The sequence below is a fragment of the Archangium lipolyticum genome, from assembly GCF_024623785.1.
In the GTDB taxonomy this organism is placed as follows: domain Bacteria; phylum Myxococcota; class Myxococcia; order Myxococcales; family Myxococcaceae; genus Archangium; species Archangium lipolyticum.
In genome coordinates, this window is sequence record NZ_JANKBZ010000004.1 from 375300 (window position 1) to 395208 (window position 19909).

Annotated in this window: 13 protein-coding genes; 6 read left to right on the forward strand and 7 right to left on the reverse strand. The window is 69.1% G+C overall.

Translation table 11 applies throughout. The annotated features are described in order from the left end of the window. The first annotated feature begins 2 nt into the window (after positions 1-2). Positions 3-1616: a TIM44-like domain-containing protein gene (locus tag NR810_RS11825; RefSeq protein ID WP_257451477.1), complete on the forward strand. Its 1614-nt coding sequence runs from the start codon at positions 3-5 to the stop codon at positions 1614-1616. 42 nt (positions 1617-1658) lie between these two features. Here NR810_RS11825 and NR810_RS11830 read toward each other — a convergent pair whose 3' ends face one another. Next, on the reverse strand, positions 1659-3359 hold the full coding sequence (locus NR810_RS11830; RefSeq protein WP_257451479.1) for a phosphatidylinositol-specific phospholipase C domain-containing protein: 1701 nt from the start codon (positions 3357-3359) through the stop codon (positions 1659-1661). A gap of 149 nt (positions 3360-3508) precedes the next feature. Between NR810_RS11830 and NR810_RS11835 the strand changes: the two genes are divergently transcribed. Genes NR810_RS11835 through NR810_RS11845 form a run of 3 tightly spaced genes read left to right on the forward strand, consistent with a single transcriptional unit; the run spans position 3509 to position 6079 of the window. Then, a complete protein-coding gene (locus NR810_RS11835) occupies positions 3509-4768 on the forward strand; it encodes a saccharopine dehydrogenase family protein (RefSeq protein ID WP_257451482.1) in 1260 nt (419 codons plus the stop codon). Then, a complete protein-coding gene (locus NR810_RS11840) occupies positions 4765-5520 on the forward strand; it encodes a glutathione S-transferase C-terminal domain-containing protein (RefSeq protein WP_257451484.1) in 756 nt (251 codons plus the stop codon). Before NR810_RS11835 ends, NR810_RS11840 begins: the two co-directional genes overlap by 4 nt. A gap of 52 nt (positions 5521-5572) precedes the next feature. Further along, complete coding sequence (locus NR810_RS11845) at positions 5573-6079, forward strand: VOC family protein (protein ID WP_257451486.1); 507 nt, start codon at positions 5573-5575, stop codon at positions 6077-6079. Positions 6080-6088: 9 nt separating this feature from the next. Here NR810_RS11845 and NR810_RS11850 read toward each other — a convergent pair whose 3' ends face one another. Both NR810_RS11850 and NR810_RS11855 read right to left on the reverse strand, forming a co-directional pair. Further along, positions 6089-7723, reverse strand: coding sequence for a sensor histidine kinase (locus NR810_RS11850; protein ID WP_257451487.1), 1635 nt, complete (start codon positions 7721-7723; stop codon positions 6089-6091). A 162-nt stretch (positions 7724-7885) separates the two neighbouring features. Continuing rightward, on the reverse strand, positions 7886-9223 hold the full coding sequence (locus NR810_RS11855; protein WP_257451489.1) for an MFS transporter: 1338 nt from the start codon (positions 9221-9223) through the stop codon (positions 7886-7888). 80 nt (positions 9224-9303) lie between these two features. Between NR810_RS11855 and NR810_RS11860 the strand changes: the two genes are divergently transcribed. Further along, positions 9304-12225, forward strand: a complete 2922-nt coding sequence (locus NR810_RS11860; protein WP_257451491.1) for an ATP-binding protein — start codon at positions 9304-9306, stop codon at positions 12223-12225. A gap of 15 nt (positions 12226-12240) precedes the next feature. Here the strand turns inward: NR810_RS11860 and NR810_RS11865 are convergent, their stop codons facing one another. The 4 genes from NR810_RS11865 to NR810_RS11880 form a co-directional block, all read right to left on the reverse strand. Then, positions 12241-13428, reverse strand: coding sequence for an aromatic ring-hydroxylating oxygenase subunit alpha (locus NR810_RS11865; RefSeq protein WP_257451493.1), 1188 nt, complete (start codon positions 13426-13428; stop codon positions 12241-12243). After that, a complete protein-coding gene (locus NR810_RS11870) occupies positions 13425-15146 on the reverse strand; it encodes a GH3 auxin-responsive promoter family protein (RefSeq protein WP_257451496.1) in 1722 nt (573 codons plus the stop codon). Before NR810_RS11870 ends, NR810_RS11865 begins: the two co-directional genes overlap by 4 nt. Positions 15147-15271: 125 nt before the next feature. Then, positions 15272-16045 carry a hypothetical protein gene (locus tag NR810_RS11875; RefSeq protein ID WP_257451499.1) on the reverse strand — a complete coding sequence of 258 codons (774 nt, stop codon included), beginning with the start codon at positions 16043-16045 and terminating at the stop codon, positions 15272-15274. A 7-nt stretch (positions 16046-16052) separates the two neighbouring features. Next, positions 16053-18905 carry a CRTAC1 family protein gene (locus tag NR810_RS11880; protein ID WP_257451500.1) on the reverse strand — a complete coding sequence of 951 codons (2853 nt, stop codon included), beginning with the start codon at positions 18903-18905 and terminating at the stop codon, positions 16053-16055. A gap of 179 nt (positions 18906-19084) precedes the next feature. On the opposite strand from NR810_RS11880, the gene NR810_RS11885 reads away from it, so the two are divergent. Next, a complete protein-coding gene (locus NR810_RS11885) occupies positions 19085-19720 on the forward strand; it encodes a hypothetical protein (RefSeq protein WP_257451502.1) in 636 nt (211 codons plus the stop codon). Positions 19721-19909 lie beyond the last annotated feature (189 nt).

The following is a 19909-nucleotide window of genomic DNA, read 5'->3' on the forward strand; positions in this document are numbered from 1 at the left end:
CCATGAGACGCTCCCTTCATTGGCTGGCCTTCGCCGCCCCCCTGCTGCTCGCGCTGCTGCTCGTGGTGCCGGAGAGCCTGGCACGGCCGGGCGGTGGCAACACCTACCGCGGCTCGAGTTCCTCCAAAGGCTCGAGCTCCTCCCGGGGCTCGTCCAGCAGTTCCTCCTCCTCCCGGAGCTACTCCAGCAGCTCGTCGCGCAGCTACTCCAGCGGCTCCAGCTACTCCGGAGGCAGCTACACGTACAGCGAGGGCGGCTCGAGCAGCAGCGGAGGCTTCTGCTGCACGCTGATGATGGTGATGGTCATCATCGGCGCGGTCGTCGTCGTGCAGCGGATGCAGAAGAAGGAGGGAGACTGGAGCACGACGGTGCCCCAGCAGCCGCCCGGAGGGAACGCGGAGCGCTCGGGGGCGGTGAGGGAGAGGCTGACGCGGCTGCGCACGGTGGGCCCACCTGGAGCGAATGGAAGGCCGGTGCCATTCGACCCGGACTTCTCGCTCGTGCCCTTCGAGGACTTCCTCTACGCGCTCTATGCCAAGGCCCACGAGGCGCGCGGCGGAGGACGGTTGAACACGCTGGCCGCGTACCTGTCGCCCCAGGCGCGCGAGGCCCTGGGGAGCCTCGGCCAGCCGGCGCGGGTGCAGGCGGTGGTGGTGGGCTCCATGCAATACCTGAGCGCTTCCTCGATATGGCCGAACAGCACGAGGGTGAACGTGCGCATCCTCTTCGAGGCCAACTACACCGAGCAGAGCTCGCGTGGCTCGGAACAGAGCTACTACGTGGCGGAGGAGTGGACGCTGTCGCGCGGCACGGCGGTGAAGTCGCGCTCGCCGGACCAGGCGCGGGTGTTCAAGTGCCCCAACTGCGGCGCGCCGCTGGACGGTATGCGGGGCAGCACGTGCTCGTACTGCGATCAGAAGGTGGACACGGGCGAGTTCGACTGGGTGGTGGAGAGCGTGCAGCCGCTGGAGCGCGAGGCGCGCGGCCCGCAGCTCGGCGGTGACACGCCCGAGGAGGGCACGCACCTGCCCACCGTGAAGCAGCCCCAGGTGGACGAGCGCATGCGGCGGCTGCTGACGCAGGACCCGAACCTGTCCTGGGACGCGCTCAACCAGCGCCTCGGGCTCATCTTCCAGGAGATGCAGGTGGCCTGGTCCAACCGCCAGTGGGAGCGGGCCCGCCCCTATGTGAGCGACAGCCTCTTCCAGTCCCAGCTGTACTGGATGGACGCCTACAAGCAGGCGGGGCTGCGCAACATCACCGAGAACGCGCGCATCACCAGCGTGGAGCTGGCCCGGGTGGTGAGCGACAAGTACTACCACGCCATCACCGTGCGCATGTACGCCACGGGCCTGGACTACACGGTGCGGGACTCGGACGGGAAGCAGGTGTCCGGCAGCCGGTCGCGCGAGCGCCAGTACAGCGAGTACTGGACGCTCATCCGCGGCACATCCGCGAAGGGCAGGCCGAGCGCGGACAAGCGCTGCCCCTCGTGCGGCGCACCGCTGTCCATCAACATGGCGGGCAACTGCACGCACTGCTCGGCCCGGGTGACGTCTGGCGACTTCGACTGGGTGCTCAGCCGCATCGAGCAGGACGAGTCCTACCAGGGCTGAAACGCGTGAAGGGCCTCCTCGGTCGAGCAGTGGCGCTCGTGCTCAGTAGCGCCAGACCTCGACCGAGGAGATCCGATCGTTCCATCCCTGGCTGACGAGATCATCCCGGGTCTGCGGCACGTACAGGCCCGCGCCGGTCAAGTCGTTGTGCTCCCAGATGTTGGCACGGTAGTTCCCGACGATGCGGATGGAGGAGGTCCGGTCGTTGAAGCTGTCGAGCGAGCCGGCCGACCCCGTCAGGTGACGGATGTCGCCCTGATAGCCCGCGTGCTCGTACAGGTAGACGCCCGCCTGCGGTGCATAGCCCCACACCGCGTAGGCGTAGTCTCCAGACCAGCGCTGGTACTGGGTGCCCCCCACGCTGTAGGCCCAGTTGTCGAAGCCTCCCGGTGCCCGCTTCACCAGGACACTCCAGGACTGGAAGGGAAAGCGCGCCCGCACCAGCGAGCCGAGCTGGGCCGCCCGCTGCTCCGCGTTGCCACTCAAGCCGCCAATGGCTCCATCGACATAGCTCGCCAGCAAGCTGTCGCTGACCGTGCTGTCGCTCGACACCGTGCCGAACGCCACGTGGCAGTAGCCGTTGATCCACTCCGACTTCTGGTACAGCCCGTGATGCTGGACCGTGTAGCCCCAGTTGTCCGAGCCAGACGTGCCCGACACCAGCACGTGCCAGTTCACGCCCGGCAGCACATGGGACAGGAAGCTCCTGGCTTCAATGACCCGGTCCCGCGCTTCATCATCACCCTCGCTGTGGAAGCCATGGGCGACGTTGTTGAAGGCGGTCGCGAAGTCGTTCCCCACCGAGAACGCGTTGGTGGCCAGACGGAAGTCATGGGCGATGATGGCGTCGATCAATCCCGCGCCCGGGAAGTCCATCATGAGCACGCCCGTACGCTGGACGTTGCCGCCCATGAGGTAGTGGAGAGCCTCTTGATTGACGGCGCCCGCGATGGCCCGAGGCGTTCCACCCACTCCCGAGGCACTCAGGAAGTTGACGTACAGCCTGTTCGGGTCGCCCGCGTCGGTGGCCTCGAGGTGGTCGCGCACCAGGTTCCACTTGGTGGTGGTGTTCGTCTCGGTCCATGCGTCCTGCAGGGCGAGGCTGCCCCAGCTGATTCCATAGGTGCCCCCGGCGAAGTCATCGATGATGACGATCCTCCCCCGGACATCGCCCAGCCTGGGGATGGTGGTGCCTCGCCAGATGTACGGTGAATAGGCGGACTGGTCGCGGTACCACTCGAAGGTCGCGGCGAAGGAGCGGGTGGTGTTCTCCTCGGTGTGCTCCTTCTTCACCCGCATCAGCACGGTCTCGGTCGGGTTGTCCCTCAAGAACTGGATCGCCGTCTCCAGCACCTGACCGAAGTTCGCCATGAGGTGGTAGCTGCCGTGATGAATGGTGAAGCGATCTCCGATGTGGCGGGCGCGGATGTCCAGGACGCGGATGCCCGCGTCCAGCTGGGGACGGAGCTCCATGCCCTGGGTCAAAATCCAGGGCCGCTCGAACTCGGTCACGTACCACTCGGTCTCGTTGGCCATCGTGTCATGGGTGCCTGGGAGCGAGAGCGCCGCGAGACTCGTGGAGTCGGGAATCCAACGCATCCAGCTGGGGTGATTCACGCCCACGGAGCTGGCGTCGCTGAAGTACCGGCCATGCGCGGCGGCGAAGCGCACCGGCAGGAGCAGGGTGAGAAAGAGGACCAGGACGGCCCGGTGGGGACGGAGTGAGCAACTGGATTGCAACATGAAACCCTCACTGAACGAGGTGGGTGACTCGCCGCGAATCATCCACGAAGCCCTCTCGAGAACCCAGTCACAACAGCATTCCGAGAAATACCGGAAGACAGTGACATGTGCATGGCGGAGAGAGCGCGCTCCTGCTAGCCCTTCCACCCATGCCCAAAGCCTCGAAGACGGAGTTCGACATCATCTTGTGGGGCGCCACCGGTTTCACCGGCCGCCTCGTCGCCGAGTACCTCGCCCGGACGCAGGACGCGCACCGCGCACGCTGGGCCCTCGCGGGCCGTGACCGTGCCCGGCTCGAGCAGGTGCGCGCCACGCTCGGCCCCGCCTGCGCCGAGCTGCCGCTGGTGATCGGGGATGCGAAGGACGCGGCCTCGCTGGACGCGATGGTGGCTCGCACGCGCGTGGTCATCTCCACGGTGGGCCCCTACGCGAAATACGGCAATGAGCTGGTGGCCGCCTGCGTGCGCGGCGGCACGGACTACTGCGACCTGACGGGCGAGGTGCAGTGGATGCGCCGGATGATCGACGCCCACCACGAGCGGGCCCGCGAGACGGGCGCGCGCATCGTCCACACCTGCGGCTTCGACTCCATCCCGTCGGACCTGGGCGTGCTCATGGTCCAGGAGTACATGCGGGAGCACCACGGTGGGCACTGCGAGCGCATCCTCTTCCACGTGGCGAAGATGCGCGGCGGCTTCAGTGGGGGCACCGTGGCGAGCATGCTGCAGACCGTTGACGAGCTCCGGGCGGACCCCTCCTTGCGCCGCGTGCTCGGCAATCCCCACGCGCTCGACCCCGAGCCGCGGCGGGGCCGCCCCGAGGAGCGCGATCAGATGGGCGTGCGCTACAACCCGGAGCTCGGGCGATGGACGGCGCCCTTCGTGATGTCCGCCGTCAACACGCGCGTGGTGCGGCGCTCCAATGCCCTGCTCGGCCATCCCTGGGGCCAGGACTTCCTCTACTCCGAGGTGTCCAGCTTCCGGCCCGGGGTGAAGGGACTGCTCACCGCCACGGGCATGACCGCGGGGCTCGGCGGCCTGCTCGCGGCCATGTCCGTGCCCGCGTTGCGGCGACAGCTGGAGAAGCGGGTGCTGCCCGCCCCCGGCGAGGGCCCCTCGCCCGAGGAGCGCGAGCGCGGGTTCTTCGAGGTGCGGCTCATCGGCGAGGGGATGTCCGCGAAGAGCGGGAACCGCGTACGGCTGGAGGGAAAGGTCGCCGCCAAGGGAGACCCCGGCTACGCGGCGACGTCGCGGATGCTCGCCGAGTCCGCCCTCTGTCTGGCCTTCGATGAGGCTCCCGCCAAGGGGGGTGTCCTCACTCCCGCCTCGAGCATGGGCATGCGGCTCGTCGAGCGCCTGCGGCGCGCGGGCATGACGTTCGAGGTCCAGGAGCAGGCGTCCCGGTCATGATGCCCACACTCGTCGGTCTCAGCTATTCGGGCTGGACGGAGAAGGCGCGCTGGGCCGTGGAGCACCACCGCCTCTCCTACCGGTACCGCGAGCACATTCCCCTCCTCGGGGAGCCGTGGTTGCGCAGGCACACGCAACCCGGGATGCGCCCCTCCGTTCCGCTGTTGCTCGATGAGGCGGGCCCCATCACGGGCTCGTTCGCCATCGCGCGGCGCGTGGAGCAGCTGGGGCGGGGAGAACCCCTCTTCCCCGCCGAGGCCTCCGAGACCATCGCGCACTGGGAGGACGTCAGTGAGCGGGTGCTCGGCGTGGCCCGTGCGTACGTGGTGGCACGGCTGCCCCGGAACCGGCGGGCCCAGGAGGAGAGTCTGCCCCCATTGCTGCCCGCGTGGACCCGCCGCCTGTTCGCCCCATCCGCCACGATGGCCGCGCGCTTCCTCGCCCGCAAGCACCAGGCTCCGGCCGACGTGGACGCCGCCATTTCCGCGACCGTCATCCCCGCGTTCGAGCAGCTGCGTGCCGCCCTCGGAGGCCGTCCCTACCTGCGAGACCGCTTCACCTACGCGGACATCACCGCGGCGGTGATGCTCCAGTTCGTGCGCCCGGTGGACGATGCCTACCTGCCACTGGGCCCGGGCACGCGGGAGCTCTGGAGCCACGCGGAGCTCGCATCGCGGTTCCCGGATCTGCTCGCGTGGCGGGACGGCCTCTACGCCAAACACCGTCCTCCACGGCCGCTTGAAGCCGATTGAGGCCGCGTGCTAGCGGAGAGACGTACAGCGCACTTCGCGCGAGGAGGGGCTCATGATCCGCGGCCTGCATGGGTTGTTCTACACGTCCGATCCCGATGGGATGCGCGCGTTCCTGCGCGACAAGCTTCGGCTGCCACACACGGACGTCGGTGAGGGTTGGCTCATCTTCGACCTGCCGGAGGCGGACCTCGGCGTCCATCCGGTCGACGAGTCGGGACGCCCGCCGTCCGGCACGCATGACGTGTCGTTCTACTGCGACGACATCCAGGGCACGGTCGCGGACCTGAAGTCGCGTGGCGTCGCGTTCGATCAGGACGTCCAGGACCACGGCTACGGCTTCGTGACGTACTTCACCATGCCGGGTGGCGTGCGCGTCCAGCTCTACGAGCCGAAGTACCAGAAGCGCACCGCGCCGGCTCCGCGCAAGGCCGCGAAGAAGGCCGCCGCGAAGACGAAGACCGCCGCGAAGAAGGCCGCCGCCAGGGCCCTGGGCGCTGTGAAGAAGGCCGCCGCGAAGGTGGCAAAGAAGCGCGGTGCGACGCCGAAGCGCCGCCGCTGAGAGCCCCTCTCACGAGGCGAGCGCGGCCAGTGCCTCCATCGCGCGCTCGCCCGTGGGCAGCACCAGCGAGAAGGTGGTGCCGCTGCCCTGCTCGCTGCGCACGCGCAGCTCGCCCCCCATCTTCTGGACGAGCGAGTGGCTGATGGACAGGCCGAGCCCGGTGCCCGAGCCGGCCGGCTTGGTGGTGAAGAACGGATCGAAGATCTTCGGCAGCACCTCGGGAGGAATCCCGTGGCCGGTGTCCGAGACCTCGATGCGCACGCGCTCGCCCTCGCGCGCGGTGCACACACGCAGGGTGTTGCGCTGCGGGGAGCCGGGCTGCATGGCCTGGATGGCGTTGATGATCAGGTTGAGGAACACCTGGCCCAGCCGGCTCTCGTTGGCGAACACGACCGGCAGCTCCAGGTCGTAGTCCTTCTCCAGGCGCGCGGTGCGCTTGAGTTCGCTCTGTGCCATGCGCAGCACGAAGTCCAGGCTCGCGTTGATGTTCACGGGCGCCAGTGCCTCGTCCGGAGCGTGCGAGAAGAAGCGCATGTCGTGCACGATGTCCCGGATGCGCTTGCAGCCGTCGAGCGACTCGGAGATGACCTCCCGGGCCTCGCCGAGCAGGTCCGTCACGTGCGACGGGAAGCCGGGTGATGCCGCCAGCTGCCGCTCCAGGTCGTCGCGCCAGCCCTCCAGGAAGGACAGGTTGGAGAGCACGTAGGCGATGGGGTTGTTGATCTCATGCGCGATCCCCGCCGCCAGCGCTCCCACCGAGGCGAGCCGATCATTCTGGATGCTCTGCTGCTCCAGCCGACGCTTCTCGGTGAGGTCGTGCCCCACGAGCAGCAGGCGCCGCGTGTGGCCCATCTCCTGGAGCGAGGCGGCGATGTCCAGCGACACGCGCTCGCCCCGGGCGGACTTGAGCCCCTGGTTCTCCAGGCGCACCGTGCCCCGCATGCGCAGTTGCTGGAGCGCGCGGCGCAAGGTCTCCCGCTCGTCCTCCGGGGCCAGCGTATCGAGGAAGGTGCCCAGCACCTGGGAGCCACCGAGGCCCAGCAGCCGCTCCGCCACCGGGTTGAGCTCCACCACGCGCCCCAGCTCGTCGAGCATGATGACGGCATCGCTGGAGCTCTGCAGGAGCTGGCGGTTGCGCTCCTCGACCTGCTTCACCTGGAGGCGCAGCCGCAGCAGCAACTCCACCTGCCGCTTGAGCGCGACCAGGCCGCGGCGCTGCTCGTCGGTGAGCGGGCGGGGCTCCCGATCGATGACGCACAGGGTGCCCAGGTGATAGCCGTCCTCCGTCTGGATGGGAGCGCCGGCGTAGAAGCGGATGAAGGGCTCCCCCGTGACGAGCGGACAGGAGGCGAAGCGCGCGTCCTTCGTGGCGTCCTCGACGACCAGCACATGCTCGCGCTCGATGGCGAAGGTGCAGAAGGAGATGCAGCGCTCCGTCTCCGTCACCCCGGGCAGCCCCACGTTCGCCTTGAACCACTGCCGGTCCCGGTCCACCAGGCTGATGAGCGCGATGGGGACGTTGCACAGCCGCGCCGCGAGCTGGACGATGTCGTCGTACTCCGCTTCGGGCGCCGTATCGAGGATGCCGTAGCGCTGAAGCGCCTGCAGGCGCTTCTCTTCGTACAAGAGACCTGGGGGAAGCATGTGCTGCTGGATGTGCATCGCGACCCCGCATGCGGCAGCGCCCCGGGGGCACTCCGTGCACCAAGCAACACTCGAGAGGTGTGTCCTTCAACACAGTCGTCTCGCACTCGCGTCCCTGTTGCATTCAGGGTGGAGGAGCGAGCCTGTCATTGGAATCCACCGTCAATCGAAGCGGCTCTGCCTGCGCGTGTCCCTCATGAAGGCGTAGACGAGCAGCGAGCACAGGATGCAGCCGGTCACGTACCAGAAGAACCAGCGCTCGTGGCCGGCCAGCTTGAGCCAGGTGCCCACGTACTCGGCCGTGCCGCCGAAGATGGAGACGGTGAGCGCGTAGGGCAGCCCCACGCCCAGGGCGCGGATGCTGGCCGGGAACAGCTCGGCCTTCACCACGGCGTTGATGGAGGTGTAGCCCGAGAGGATGACGAGCGCGGCCAGCACCAGCAGGAAGGCCGTGAAGGCATCCCGCGTCCGGGTCAGCGCCGTGAGCAGCGGCACGGTGCACAGCGTCCCCATCAGGCCGAACCAGATGAGCACGGGCCTGCGGCCCACCTTGTCGGAGATGAGGCCGAACACCGGCTGCAACAGCATGTAGAGGAACAGCGACGAGACGGAGATGAGCGTGGACTGGTCCCGCGTCAGGCCCACCGAGTTGACCAGGAACTTCTGCATGTAGACGGTGTACGTGTAGAAGGCGAGCGTGCCGCCCATGGTCAGCCCCACGACGATGGCGAGCTCCCTGGGGTGGCGCAGCAGCTCGCGCATGGGCCGGTGCTCCGTCTTCTTCGCGGCCTCCGCCTGGAAGGCCTCCGTCTCCACCATGTTGCGGCGCATGTAGAAGCCGAAGACGGCCAGCGCGGCGCCGCACAGGAAGGGGATGCGCCAGCCCCAGGCCTCCAGCTCGGGGCCGGTGAGCACCAGCCGCTGCAGCACCAGCAGCGTCATCGTCGCGAGCAGCTGGCCCATGATGAGCGTGACGTACTGGAAGGAGCTGTAGAAGCCGCGGTGGCGCGAGGTGGCGACCTCGCTGAGGTAGGTGGCGCTGGTGCCGTACTCCCCGCCCAGCGAGAGCCCCTGCAGCAGCCGCGCGAGCAGCAGCACGGTGGGCGCCAGCACGCCGATCCGCTCGTAGGTGGGGCAGAGCGCGATGATGAGCGAGCCCAGGCACATCAACGTGACCGACAGCGACAGCGCCGCGCGGCGTCCCCGCAGGTCCGCGTAGAGGCCCATCACCCAGCCGCCCACCGGACGGATGAGGAAGCCGAGCGCGAAGACCCCGGCCGTGTTGAGCTGCTCCACCACGGGGTTGCCGCTCGGGAAGAAGGCCTTCGCGAAGTACAGCGAAAAGGCCGAGTAGATGTAGAAGTCGTACCACTCGATCAGGTTGCCGACCGAACCGCCGAAGATGGAGAGCAGCCGCTGCCGGACAGACTCGGTGGACGGGGACGCGACGCTGGACAGATTCAAGGGCTTGCCCTGTTCGATGCGATACCGGGATCGCACCGCTCTATATCAAACTCCGGGAACGCCCCCGCCGTGTGTTGACCCATCACGGGTGGAGCGCACTCGAAGGAGCCCATCGAATGAAGAACCACGGAGCCGTGGCGGACGTGCTGGCCGGAGGCGGGATGATGGGGGAGCTCATGCGCGCCCTCGACTGGTCCCGCACGCCCGTGGGCCCCGTGGAGGGCTGGCCGCAGTCGCTGCGCACCTCCGTCTCCATCCTCCTCAACTCGCGCTTCCCGATGATGATCCACTGGGGGCCGGAGCTGACCCAGTTCTACAACGACGCCTACGTGCCGAGCCTCGGCTCCAAGCACCCGGGCGCCCTGGGCCAGGCGGCCCAGCCCTGGTGGGCGGAAATCTGGGACGTGCTGGAGCCGATGTTCGAGCGCGTGCTCGCGGGCGAGGCCACCTGGTACGAGAACCAGCTCTTCCTGCCCAACCGCAAGGGCTTCATCGAGGAGGCGTACTTCACCCTCTCGCACAGCCCCATCCGGGACGAGACGGGGGGCGTGGGCGGCATCTTCCTCGCGGTGCACGAGACGACGGGCCGGGTGGTGGGCGAGCGGCGCCTGCGCGCCTTGAAGGAGTTGAGTGAGGCCGCCTCGGGCCAGCCCACCGCGGAGGCGGCGTGCCGCGAGGCGGTGCGCGTGCTGGAGGGCCATCGCTACGACATCCCCTTCGCCCTCCTCTATCTCACCGATGCGCGAGAGGGCCAGCTGCGCCGGGTGGCCACCCTGGGGGTGGAGGAGACGAGCCCCGCCGCGCCCGAGCGGGTGTCGTTGAGCGAGGGAGAGGACGCGGAGTGTCCCTGGCCCCTGGGAGCCATCGCCCGCACCGGCGAGGTGCACACGCTCACCGATGTGCCCGCGCGCGCGGGCCACCTGTCGGGAGGTCCATGGCCGGAGGTCCCTCACACCGCGCTGGTGCTTCCGGTGGGCAGGGAGGGCGAGGAGACGGCGGCCGGGGTGCTGGTGGTGGGCGTCAGTCCACGCCGGGCCCTGGACGCGGAGTACCAGAACTTCCTCACCCTGGTGGCGGCCCAGGTGGCCACGGCCATCGCCAGCGCTCGCCGGGCCGAGGAGGAGCGGCGCCGGACCGAGGCCCTGGCGGAGCTGGATCGGGCCAAGACGGAGTTCTTCACCCATGTCTCCCACGAGCTCCGCACGCCGCTGACCCTCATGCTGGGCCCACTGGAGGACGCCCTCGGGGATACCGCCCACACGCTGCCCGACGCCCAGCGCGAGCGCGTGGAGCTGGCCCACCGCGGCGCCCAGCGCCTCTTGAAGCTCGTCAACGCGTTGCTGGACTTCAGCCGCGTGAGCGCGGGGCGGATGCACACCACCTTCGAGCTGACGGACCTGTCCGCGCTGACGGCCGGGCTCGCCAGCAGCTTCGAGGCCCTCATGAAGCGCGCGGGCCTCCGGCTGGTGGTGGACTGCCCTCCCCTGCCCGAGGCCGTGTGGGTGGACCGGGAGGCCTGGGAGAAGATCGTCCTCAACCTCGTGTCCAACGCCTTCAAGTTCACCTCCACCGGAGAGGTGCGCGTCTCCCTGCGGTGGCTGGGCGGGACGGTGGAGCTGATGGTGGCGGACACCGGCACGGGCATTCCCGAGGAGGAGCTACCGCGCGTCTTCGAGCGCTTCCACCGGGTGAGCGGCGCGCAGGGGCGCAGCTTCGAGGGCAGCGGTATCGGTCTCGCGCTGGTGGAGGAGCTGGTGAAGCTGCACGGGGGCGGCGTGCGCGTGGAGAGTGCCGTCGGCCAGGGGAGCACCTTCTTCGTCTCCCTTCCCACCGGCAACACCCACCTGGCGCGGGAGCGGCTGGGGCCCGCCCGGACGAAGGCCCCCACGACGGCGCGCGCCGCGGCCTTCGTGGAGGAGGCGGAGGGATGGTTGGACGATGGGAGCGGCCCCACCTCGCGCGCCGGAACGCACCCCGCGCCGATGAGGGGCCACGTGCTGCTGGCGGAGGACAACGCGGACATGCGCAACCATGTGCGGCGTCTCCTGGAGGAAGGGGGCTACACGGTCCAGGCCGTCGCGGACGGACGGGCCGCCCTGGAAGCCACGCGGGCACGGCCCCCTGACGTGGTGCTGTCGGACGTGATGATGCCGGGGCTGGACGGCTTCGGCCTGCTGCGCGAGCTGAAGGCCGACGCGCGCACGGCCTCCGTGCCCGTCATCCTCCTGTCGGCCCGTGCGGGGGAGGAGGCCACCGTGGAGGGACTCGGAGCTGGCGCCAGTGACTACCTGGTGAAGCCCTTCTCCGCCCGCGAGTTGCTGGCGCGCGTGGAGGGGACCGTGAAGACGGCGCGGGCCCGTGCGGACCTGGACGCCTTCGCCGGGAGGATCGCCCATGATCTGCGCAACCTGCTGTCTCCGCTGACCATGATTGGAGCACAGGTGCGCGCCACGTCCGACGAGCGGGCGAAGCGGGCCGGAGAGCGGCTGGAGCGCGTCACCCGCCGGGCCTACAACCTGCTCGACGGCATGCTGGCCTTCTCGCTCGCGGGCGGAGCGGTGAAGTCCTCCGGAGGGACCACCTCCGTGCCAGCCGTCGCCGCGGACGTGGTGGAGGACTTGAGCGGTCTGCGGGAACAGATCCAGGCGGAGCTGGACATCATCGGCGTGGAGGACGTGAACGTGGCGCTGCCGCGAGGGCTCCTCTACGTCGTCCTCCTCAACCTGGTCTCCAACGCCCTCAAGTTCATGGAGGGCCGGCCCGTGAGGCGGGTGGAGCTCACCACCCAGACCTCGGGAGACCAGTGCGCGCTGGTGGTGAAGGACACGGGGCCCGGCATCGCGCCTGGAGCGCTGCGGAACATCTTCGAGCCCTTCTACCGGGCTCCGGACGCGAAGGCCTCGGGGCACGGCATCGGGCTGGCCACGGTGCAGCGCATCGTCAAGGTGTACGGCGGCGAGGTGGCCGTCTCATCCGTGGTCGGTCAGGGCTCGACCTTCACGGTGCGGCTCCCGTGTCGCCCCACCTCGCGGGTGTAGGCCGGCTTCCGCGGCTCAAATCCAGAAGACGATGTCGCGCTCCTCGTCGCCAGGGCCGGAGCCATGCCCACCCTCCAGCAGCCAGCGGCGATAGGCCTCGATGTCCGCGTGGAGCAGATCCGCCTCGGTACCGGAGAAGACGCCGCCACCGGGGCCGTTGAGCAGCCCCTCGCGCTGCACCTTCATGATGTCCACGTCCTGGAGGATGACCTGCGTGGTGTACCACTTCACCAGTGGCTTGAGCGCCCGCGCCACGAGCGCACGTGGCAGGTCGTAGGGGAGCCGGTAGCTGATGGCCGTGTAGACGAGGCTGTCGGTGGGACCGATGGGCGTTATCTGCGAGTTGATGGCGAAGCCGCTGCGGTCCCCCCACATGTAGTCCACGCGGGTGACGTTGGGGATGAAGTAGTGGTCCGTGTGGACCATGGGCAGGCCGCCCGGATTGAAGAGGCGTCCGAGCCCCGTGACGGTGTCCTGCTCCTGCCTGTAGGTGACGAGCACGCTGCCATCGAAGCGCTTCACCGTTGCGGGCACCCGCTTGCGCGCCGCGCGGCGGAACCAGCCCTCGTGGACGAAGACCGTGTGCGGCACGTCCATGAAGTTCTCCGCCAGGTTCGTCACCCCGTTGGGGAAGCGCGTCACCATGAAGTAGACGGTCCACTCGGGATGGCCCCAGTACGGCACGCGGAAGGCGGGACGGCGGGCGCGCGAGGAGTCCCCGCCCATGAAGACGTAGACGAGCCCGTCCTGCTCCAGGGTGTCGAAGCGCCGCAGCTTCCCGAGGTCACACGGGCGCACCTTCAGGCCCGCCCGCACGTGCCCCTGTACGTCCAGCGCCTCGCCGCACTGCTGGGGTCCGAGCGAGGGCACCTCCACCACCGCTCCCGACGCGTCATACACCCAGCCGTGATACGGGCAGCCGATGCGGCCGTGGAACACGTCTCCGGCGGACAGGCGCGCGTTGCGGTGCAGGCAGCGGTCTCGCAGGGCCGCGGGCCTTCCGCGCTCGTCACGGAAGAGGACGAGCTGGGTGCCGAACACGGTGCGCGCCAGCGGCTTCTTCGAAGTGAGCTCGGTGGAGAGGCAGGCGACGTACCAGAAGTCCTTGAGGGCACCGCAGCGGGTGAGGTCGGCCTCGGCTTCGAGTTCCACGGCGGGGGTGGTGACGAGCGCGAGGTTCTGCGAGTCGTGCGGATTCCTCATGGGCGCAGCGTTCCTCGCTGGGAGAACCACACGGTCCACCCCGCCTGTCGATGAAGGTCCGTGGGCTTGATGTCGCCCGCGCGCTGGCCGAGCGCGATGCACCGGGCCTCGTAGCGGCGGGTGCCCTCGGTGACGCGGATGGCACGCAGGGGCCCGAGCTGGCCGAGCTCCCGGGCGTAACGGTAGTGGTAGCCCTCGCAGAGGGCGCGCTCGATGGCACGGGCGGCCTCCTCGAGGTGCACGTCGGGTGCATCGGTCTCCAGGAAGAGCCGGTAGGCCGGAGCGGCCTGGGCCTCCCACTCGGGGGCCACCATCGCGAAGGACGGACGCCGGCCGCCGAGCACCGTGGGCAGCATGGCATCGAGCACGGTGGAGACGCGGGTGGCGGCGAGCTTCTCGCCCACGAGGTCGCACACGGAATCCGCGCGGCCCACGAAGCGGACACAGGGCGTGGCGTGGTGGAAGCCCTCGACCCGGACGAGGTCTCCGAGGCGGTAGCGCAACAGTCCGCCGGAAGTGGAGAGGAGCACGGAGTAGGTCCGTCCCCGCTCCAGCTCGTGCGCGAGGCGGGGACGCGCATCGGGGTGCTCGGGGTCGAGGAACTCGAAGAAGTGGCTGCGGATGGCGAGCACGGGGGCGGGGGCGTCGAAGAGCGGAAGGGAGACGACGCCCTCGGTGGCGAGCAATCCCTTGCCCTGGACCTCGACGCCCTGGAAGCGGTGGCAGGCGGGGCCGACGGAATGAGCGGCCTGCGCATCGGTCCACATGCTGAGCAGGGAGAGCCGGGGCCAGAGCATGCGTCCCTGAAGTCCGGAGCGAAGCGCCGCCCGAAGCAAGCGAGCCCGAACCGGCTGAGGCCTGAACCGCATCCGCGAGAGCACCGCGTCAATCCCCTCTCCCTCTGGGAGAGGGCCAGGGTGAGGGTCTACGGGAGGCCGGCACACCCCGAGCTCCAGATCCTCGGCCAACCGTTCCCCATGCCGTTCCAGAGCGTCCATCAACAGCGTGAGGAAGCTCGGGTTCCACACGCTCAAGAGGGCCAGGTCCCCACACGCCACGAGGAACCACAGCGTCACATACCTGCAAGACTCCACATCGGGCAGATGAGCCACGGCTCCAGGCACGGCGAACACGCGCGAGAGCAACGGTTGCAGGAACCGCGGGAAGTACGCGGAGTCCTCCACGCTGCCCACGGGAATGCCCCCCGCCGTGCGTCCCTTCTTGCGCCCGATGGGCGAGATGGACCAGTAGCTGGGGCCCTCGCGGACGGCGGGGCGCGAGGACAGCAGGTCGAACAACATCGGCGCGAGCGCCCGGTGGAACTCGTCGAGCAGTCCCCGCGTGACGGGGACGTACTTGGAGGCCCCAGAGGAGCCCCCAGAGGGCTCGAAGCGCACCACGGGCTCGTGGGTGAGGACACGCGGCGCTCCCGCCTTGAGCGCCTCGATGTCCGCCTGCACCGAGTCCGGTGTGGACACGGGTACCGCGTCCTGGAGCTCGCGCGCGGTGCGGATGCTCGGGAAGCCGGGGACTCGCGCGGCCTGATTCGTGTCCCGTACGGACCGGAGCACCCGGGACAGGCACTCGGCCTGCGCCTGCTCGGGACTCGAAAGTGATTGGCGGAACAGCAGCGCCGAGGGGGATTGTGCCGCCATCAGCCCCGCGAGCATCCGGCTCGAGGTCAGCACCTTTCCCAGTGAGTCCAGGAGCACGGACATGGGAAGACCCTCACCCTAGCCCTCTCCCAGAGGGAGAGGGGACATACACGGGTTCAACCCGGGGCACGAGATACCCTCACCCCGTCCCTCTCCCGGAGGGAGAGGGGTTTTGGTTCTCCTCGGACTCATGCCCTCGCCCTCACTCCAATCAATCGCAGACCCCGCCGTGTCCACAGTCTCACCTGCTTCAGGCTCAGCTCACCCAGTGCCCACATCAGGTCCCTCACGCGGATCTCCGCCAGGCACACCAGCTCCTCTCCCTCCACGTGCCCCGGGTTGCTCCTCGCGAAGAACCCGATGTGCGGATGCGCCGCCGCTTCCCGATCGATCGGCGACACCCCGTCCCTCACCCGGTAGTGCGACCCCGTGAAGCGCACCGTCCCCTGTGTCTCGTCGTACTGCGCCCCGAACCACCTCAGGGCCAGCCCTCGCAGGAACGACACGCGCTCGGAGGGTGCCTCCCAATCGTGGCGCGGCACCGTGCGCGGGAAGTGGTTCACCGCCAGCAGGTACGTCTTGTAGCCCGCGCTCAACAGCAGCCACAGCAGGGGGCGCAGGGGACGGCGCAGCTTGCGCGCGAGCATGAAGCGCCCGAACCGCACCTGCAGCTCCTTCTGTCCCCAGTAGTCCGGGTGGATGACCGTGTCTCCCGAGAAGACGACCTCCACCGGCCTCCCATCCACCCGCTCCTCCGCGACGCGCAGGGTGCTGAAGCCCACCAGCTCGCCCGTACGCCGCGCCGACAGGAGGATGACGTACTGTTTTTCGTCCAGGTCACGCGTGAAACGCTCGGCACTGACGCCCGCGTAGCACACCTGCATCAACGCCAGCATCTGCGCGCGCTGGTGCTCGGTGAGCGACTCGCGCGAGACGGTGGCACCCTTCAAGGCGGAGAACATCGGACTCCTATCGGCTGCCCCGCAGGCCCGCGGTGACGGCGGGCTGCTGGATGACGTGGTAGCGGTCGGCCTCGAGCTGCACGGTCTGCACCTCGCCGCCATACCAATGGAGGGTCGCCGTCACCGGGCCCGCGTGCCTCCCGAGCCCGAAGTGCAGGCGCGGATCCGCCGAGGCGCTGAGGCCTCCCATCAGCCCCACCTCCCGCACCTGCTCCACGTGCTTGCCCCCCTCGTCGTAGGACACGACCACGCGCGTGCCCACCGCGCTCCGGCTCGTCCGCTGCCCCTCCCCCACCAGCGTCAGGCCCACGAAGTGCGCCGCGTCCTTCGCCGCCCCCTCGCGCAAGCTGTTGCGGTACACGGACACCGGCCCGTGCTGGTTGGTGATGACGGCGTCCAGGTCTCCATCGTCGTCCAGGTCCGCCAGCAGCACGCCGCGCGAGTTGTCCGGCTCGTCGATGCCCAGCTCCCTCGCCACGTCCACGAAGTGGCCCGGGTCCTCGTCCCCCAGGTTCAGGTACGCGCGGCGGGCCTCGTTCGGATAGATGGTCCGCCCGCGGATGTCGCCCCACTTGTCCGCGTACGTGTGGACCTCGGGACCGGACTGCATCAGCTTGTGGTTGACGTACCAGTAGTCCTTGCGGCCCGAGTCATACAGGTGGTCCAGCCGGTCATCGAGGTGGCCGTTGGCCTGCACGATGTCGGGCCACCCGTCGTTGTCCAGATCCCCCGCCGCCGCGCCCCACCCGAAGCGCCGCTCGTTGAGCGCCCCGCGGAACGTCGCCTCGTCCTTGAGCTCGGGGACGAACGGCTCCTTCCCCGCCGACACCATCCACAAGAGGCTCCCCTCGGCCTGCAGCGAGTGGTGCACGTTGGACACGTACACATCCAGCCACCCGTTGCGATCGAAGTCCGCCACCGAGGCGTTCATCCCCTTGTACGTGTCCTTGCCAATCTCCCCGAAGAGCTTCCCCACGACGCGGCGGAAGTGCCGGCCCTGCTCGTTGAGGTAGACCTCGTCCGGGCCGAAGTCGTTGGCGATGTAGAGGTCCGTCCACCCGTCCTGGTTCAGGTCCACCGTGCTGACGGCGAGCGACCAGCGCGTCTCCTTCAGCCCCATCGCCACCGAATCCAGCTTCTCGAAGGTGCCATCCCCCCGTCCCCGGTAGAGCACGTTGAGGCCACCGTTGTCGGCGTTGTGCCAGCCGTTGTGCATGAAACGGAGCATGCGCCGGTCCCCGGGATACTCGGGTGGCGGCAGCCGGAAGAAGTTGAACGGCGTCGGCGTGGCGTAGTCCGGCAGGTGCGTGGTGAGCGCGTTGGCCACGAAGAGATCCAGGTGCCCATCCCGGTCGTAGTCGAGCATCGTGACGGCCATGCTCACCGAGTGGTCCCCCACCCCGGCCCGCGGGGTGACGTCCTCGAAGGTGGCGCTGCCCGTCTCGCGCAGCAGGTTGCGCAGCAACTTCGAGGGCCCCCACGCCACCGCGATGGCCAGGTCCTGGTCCCCGTCGCCGTCGTAGTCCACGAAGGTGCCACCGGCGGCCGCGCCCTCGGTGGTGATGCTCGCGGCGATGTGCTCCAGGGCCGGCACCTTCACGCGCTCGAAGCGCAGGTCTCCCAGGTTGCGGAAGAGGGCCGCCCGGTCCGCCTCCGACTTGAGCGCGTTCGTGAGGAAGAGGTCCAGCTTCCCATCCCCATCGAAGTCCCCGGTGGCCACCGCGTCCCCCACGCTCAGCACCCACTTGGACACGTGCAGCACGCGCGGATCCACCCGCGTCAGCACGTCCCCCATCGTCGAGCCGAGCCCCGTGTGCGCGGCCTCCAGGCGCTCCATGCGGAAGGGCAGCGGACGGTTCAGCGCCCCGGGCGACACGGCGAACGCGTAGCCCGCGGCCATCACCGCCCCGACGCCTCCCACCGCCGCCAGCCGCTTCAGCGGCCCCGGGGAGAAGAGTCCCGCGAAGTACGCGCGAGGCCCGCGTTGCCACAACGCGCGCCCGTGCAGGAAGAGGAAGCGCGCCGTCGCGCACGTGAGGGCCGCGTAGAAGAACGTGAACACGCTCTCCTTGAGGTGGAGCACCAGGTCCACCAGCGTGAGCGCCAGCGCCAGGAGCACCTGCGCGCGGGCCGTCTTCGGCGACGTGCCCGGGTCCGTAATCATGTAGAAGGTGAAGATGAAGAAGGCCGGCGCCCCGAGCGTTCCCAGGAAGAGCACCTCGGGCGGCAGGTGGTGGCGCAGGATGTACGCCCGCAGGCCCGTCTGCAGCGCGTAGAAGCCCAGGAAGCTCAGCACCAGCCACGTGCGGCCCACCCGGAAGAAGAAGAGCACCAGCGCCGCCATGACGATGAACGCCGAGAGCGCCACCTCTCCATTGGCCCACTGGTAGGCCGGCGCCGCCGTTATCAGCTCGCGCGTGAGCAGCAGCGAGGTGGCCACGCCGAACATGGACGGGTTGAAGACGTGGCGGCCCTCGAAGGTCAGCACGTACTTCGAGCCGATGGTGAGCCACACCGGCAGCAGCAGCAGCCAGCTCGAGTGCGAGTAGTTGAGCAGCAGCGCCAGCGAGCAGCAGGAGATGTAGCCGCTCAGGGGCACCACCCTCTCGCGCCGCAGCAGCCAGCCCAGCCCCGCGTCCAGCGCGCTGCCGCTCACCACGATGGCCGCCATCTGCCACGGACTGCGGTTGAAACCGAAGAAGGAGAAGCCCAGCACCCCATACAAGGTCAGGATGGCCGCGAACGGGATGCGCGGGTCGTTCCAGCGGGGCCACACCCAACCCCAGCGCTCGACACGGGGCGCCGTGTGCACCACGGTGCCCACCGGCACCGGGTGTGTCGCTGCCTGCTCAGCTCTCATGGGATGCGCCTCCGAGCGCGCGCCGAGAGTGCCGCGCCCCCTCTCCCCTGTCCAGGAAGGGCGGCGGGCTCGCATGACTCCCCGGGCTCCTGCCCACCCTCTCGATGATTCTCGCGCCGTCTTCCATCAGCCCGGCTCTCACTGCAAACTCCGGGCACACCTTCGACGCGCCGTCCTCGATGCTCTCGCCCCTCACCCGCGTCCTCATCCTGGCCCTGCTGTGCCTGTCCGCGCTGCTCGGCTTCCTCTTCTGGCGCAGGCAGAACGCGCGGCGCTCCCTCGGCGGCCGCATCTCGCCGCCCAAGCTGGCCTGGCTCCTCTACGCCATCTTCCTCTGGTTCCTCCTCTGTCCCCTCGTCGCCCTCGACTCCGCCGTCCATCCGGAGCTCCGCCGGGTGCTCGGTGCCTTCGGTGCCTGCATGTGGGTGCGCGGCCTCGCCGAGCTCTACATGCTCTACGTCTCCCACAACTGGAAGCCGCCCTACGGCATCGGCCACGACGTGCTGTCCATCCTCCTGCTCCTCGCGGGCCTCTCCTGGTACCAGGTGCACCGCACCGGCACGCCCTCGCCCCTGGACTCGTGGACGCTGTCGCTCCTGGCGCTCGTGCTGGTGAGCCTCTTCATCGAAGTCCTCTACGCCACACTCTTCTTCCAGGCCGTCCAGGGACACACCACGGGTGAGGACGGCATCTGGTTCGCCGACGAGGAGCAGGCCCGCTTCCGCCGCATCAACCGCATGACGTTCGCCTGCAACGTCCCGCTCTACGCCGGCCTCGCCGCACTCCTCTGCGTGGCGATGGGCCTCCACCCCTGAGCACGGCCAGAACGGCAAAAACCGTTTTCACCGCCATATTCCCGAAGAACAGAATTTCTGCTAATACCGTCTTCAACGTAAATGTATAGGAACCTGACGGCCCGCCCGGGTGTGGAATACCAGCGTGGCAGGCTAGGAGCGCGATGGCGGTGGGGAGGCTTCGGGCATTCCCCTACCCGTGGCCCGTCG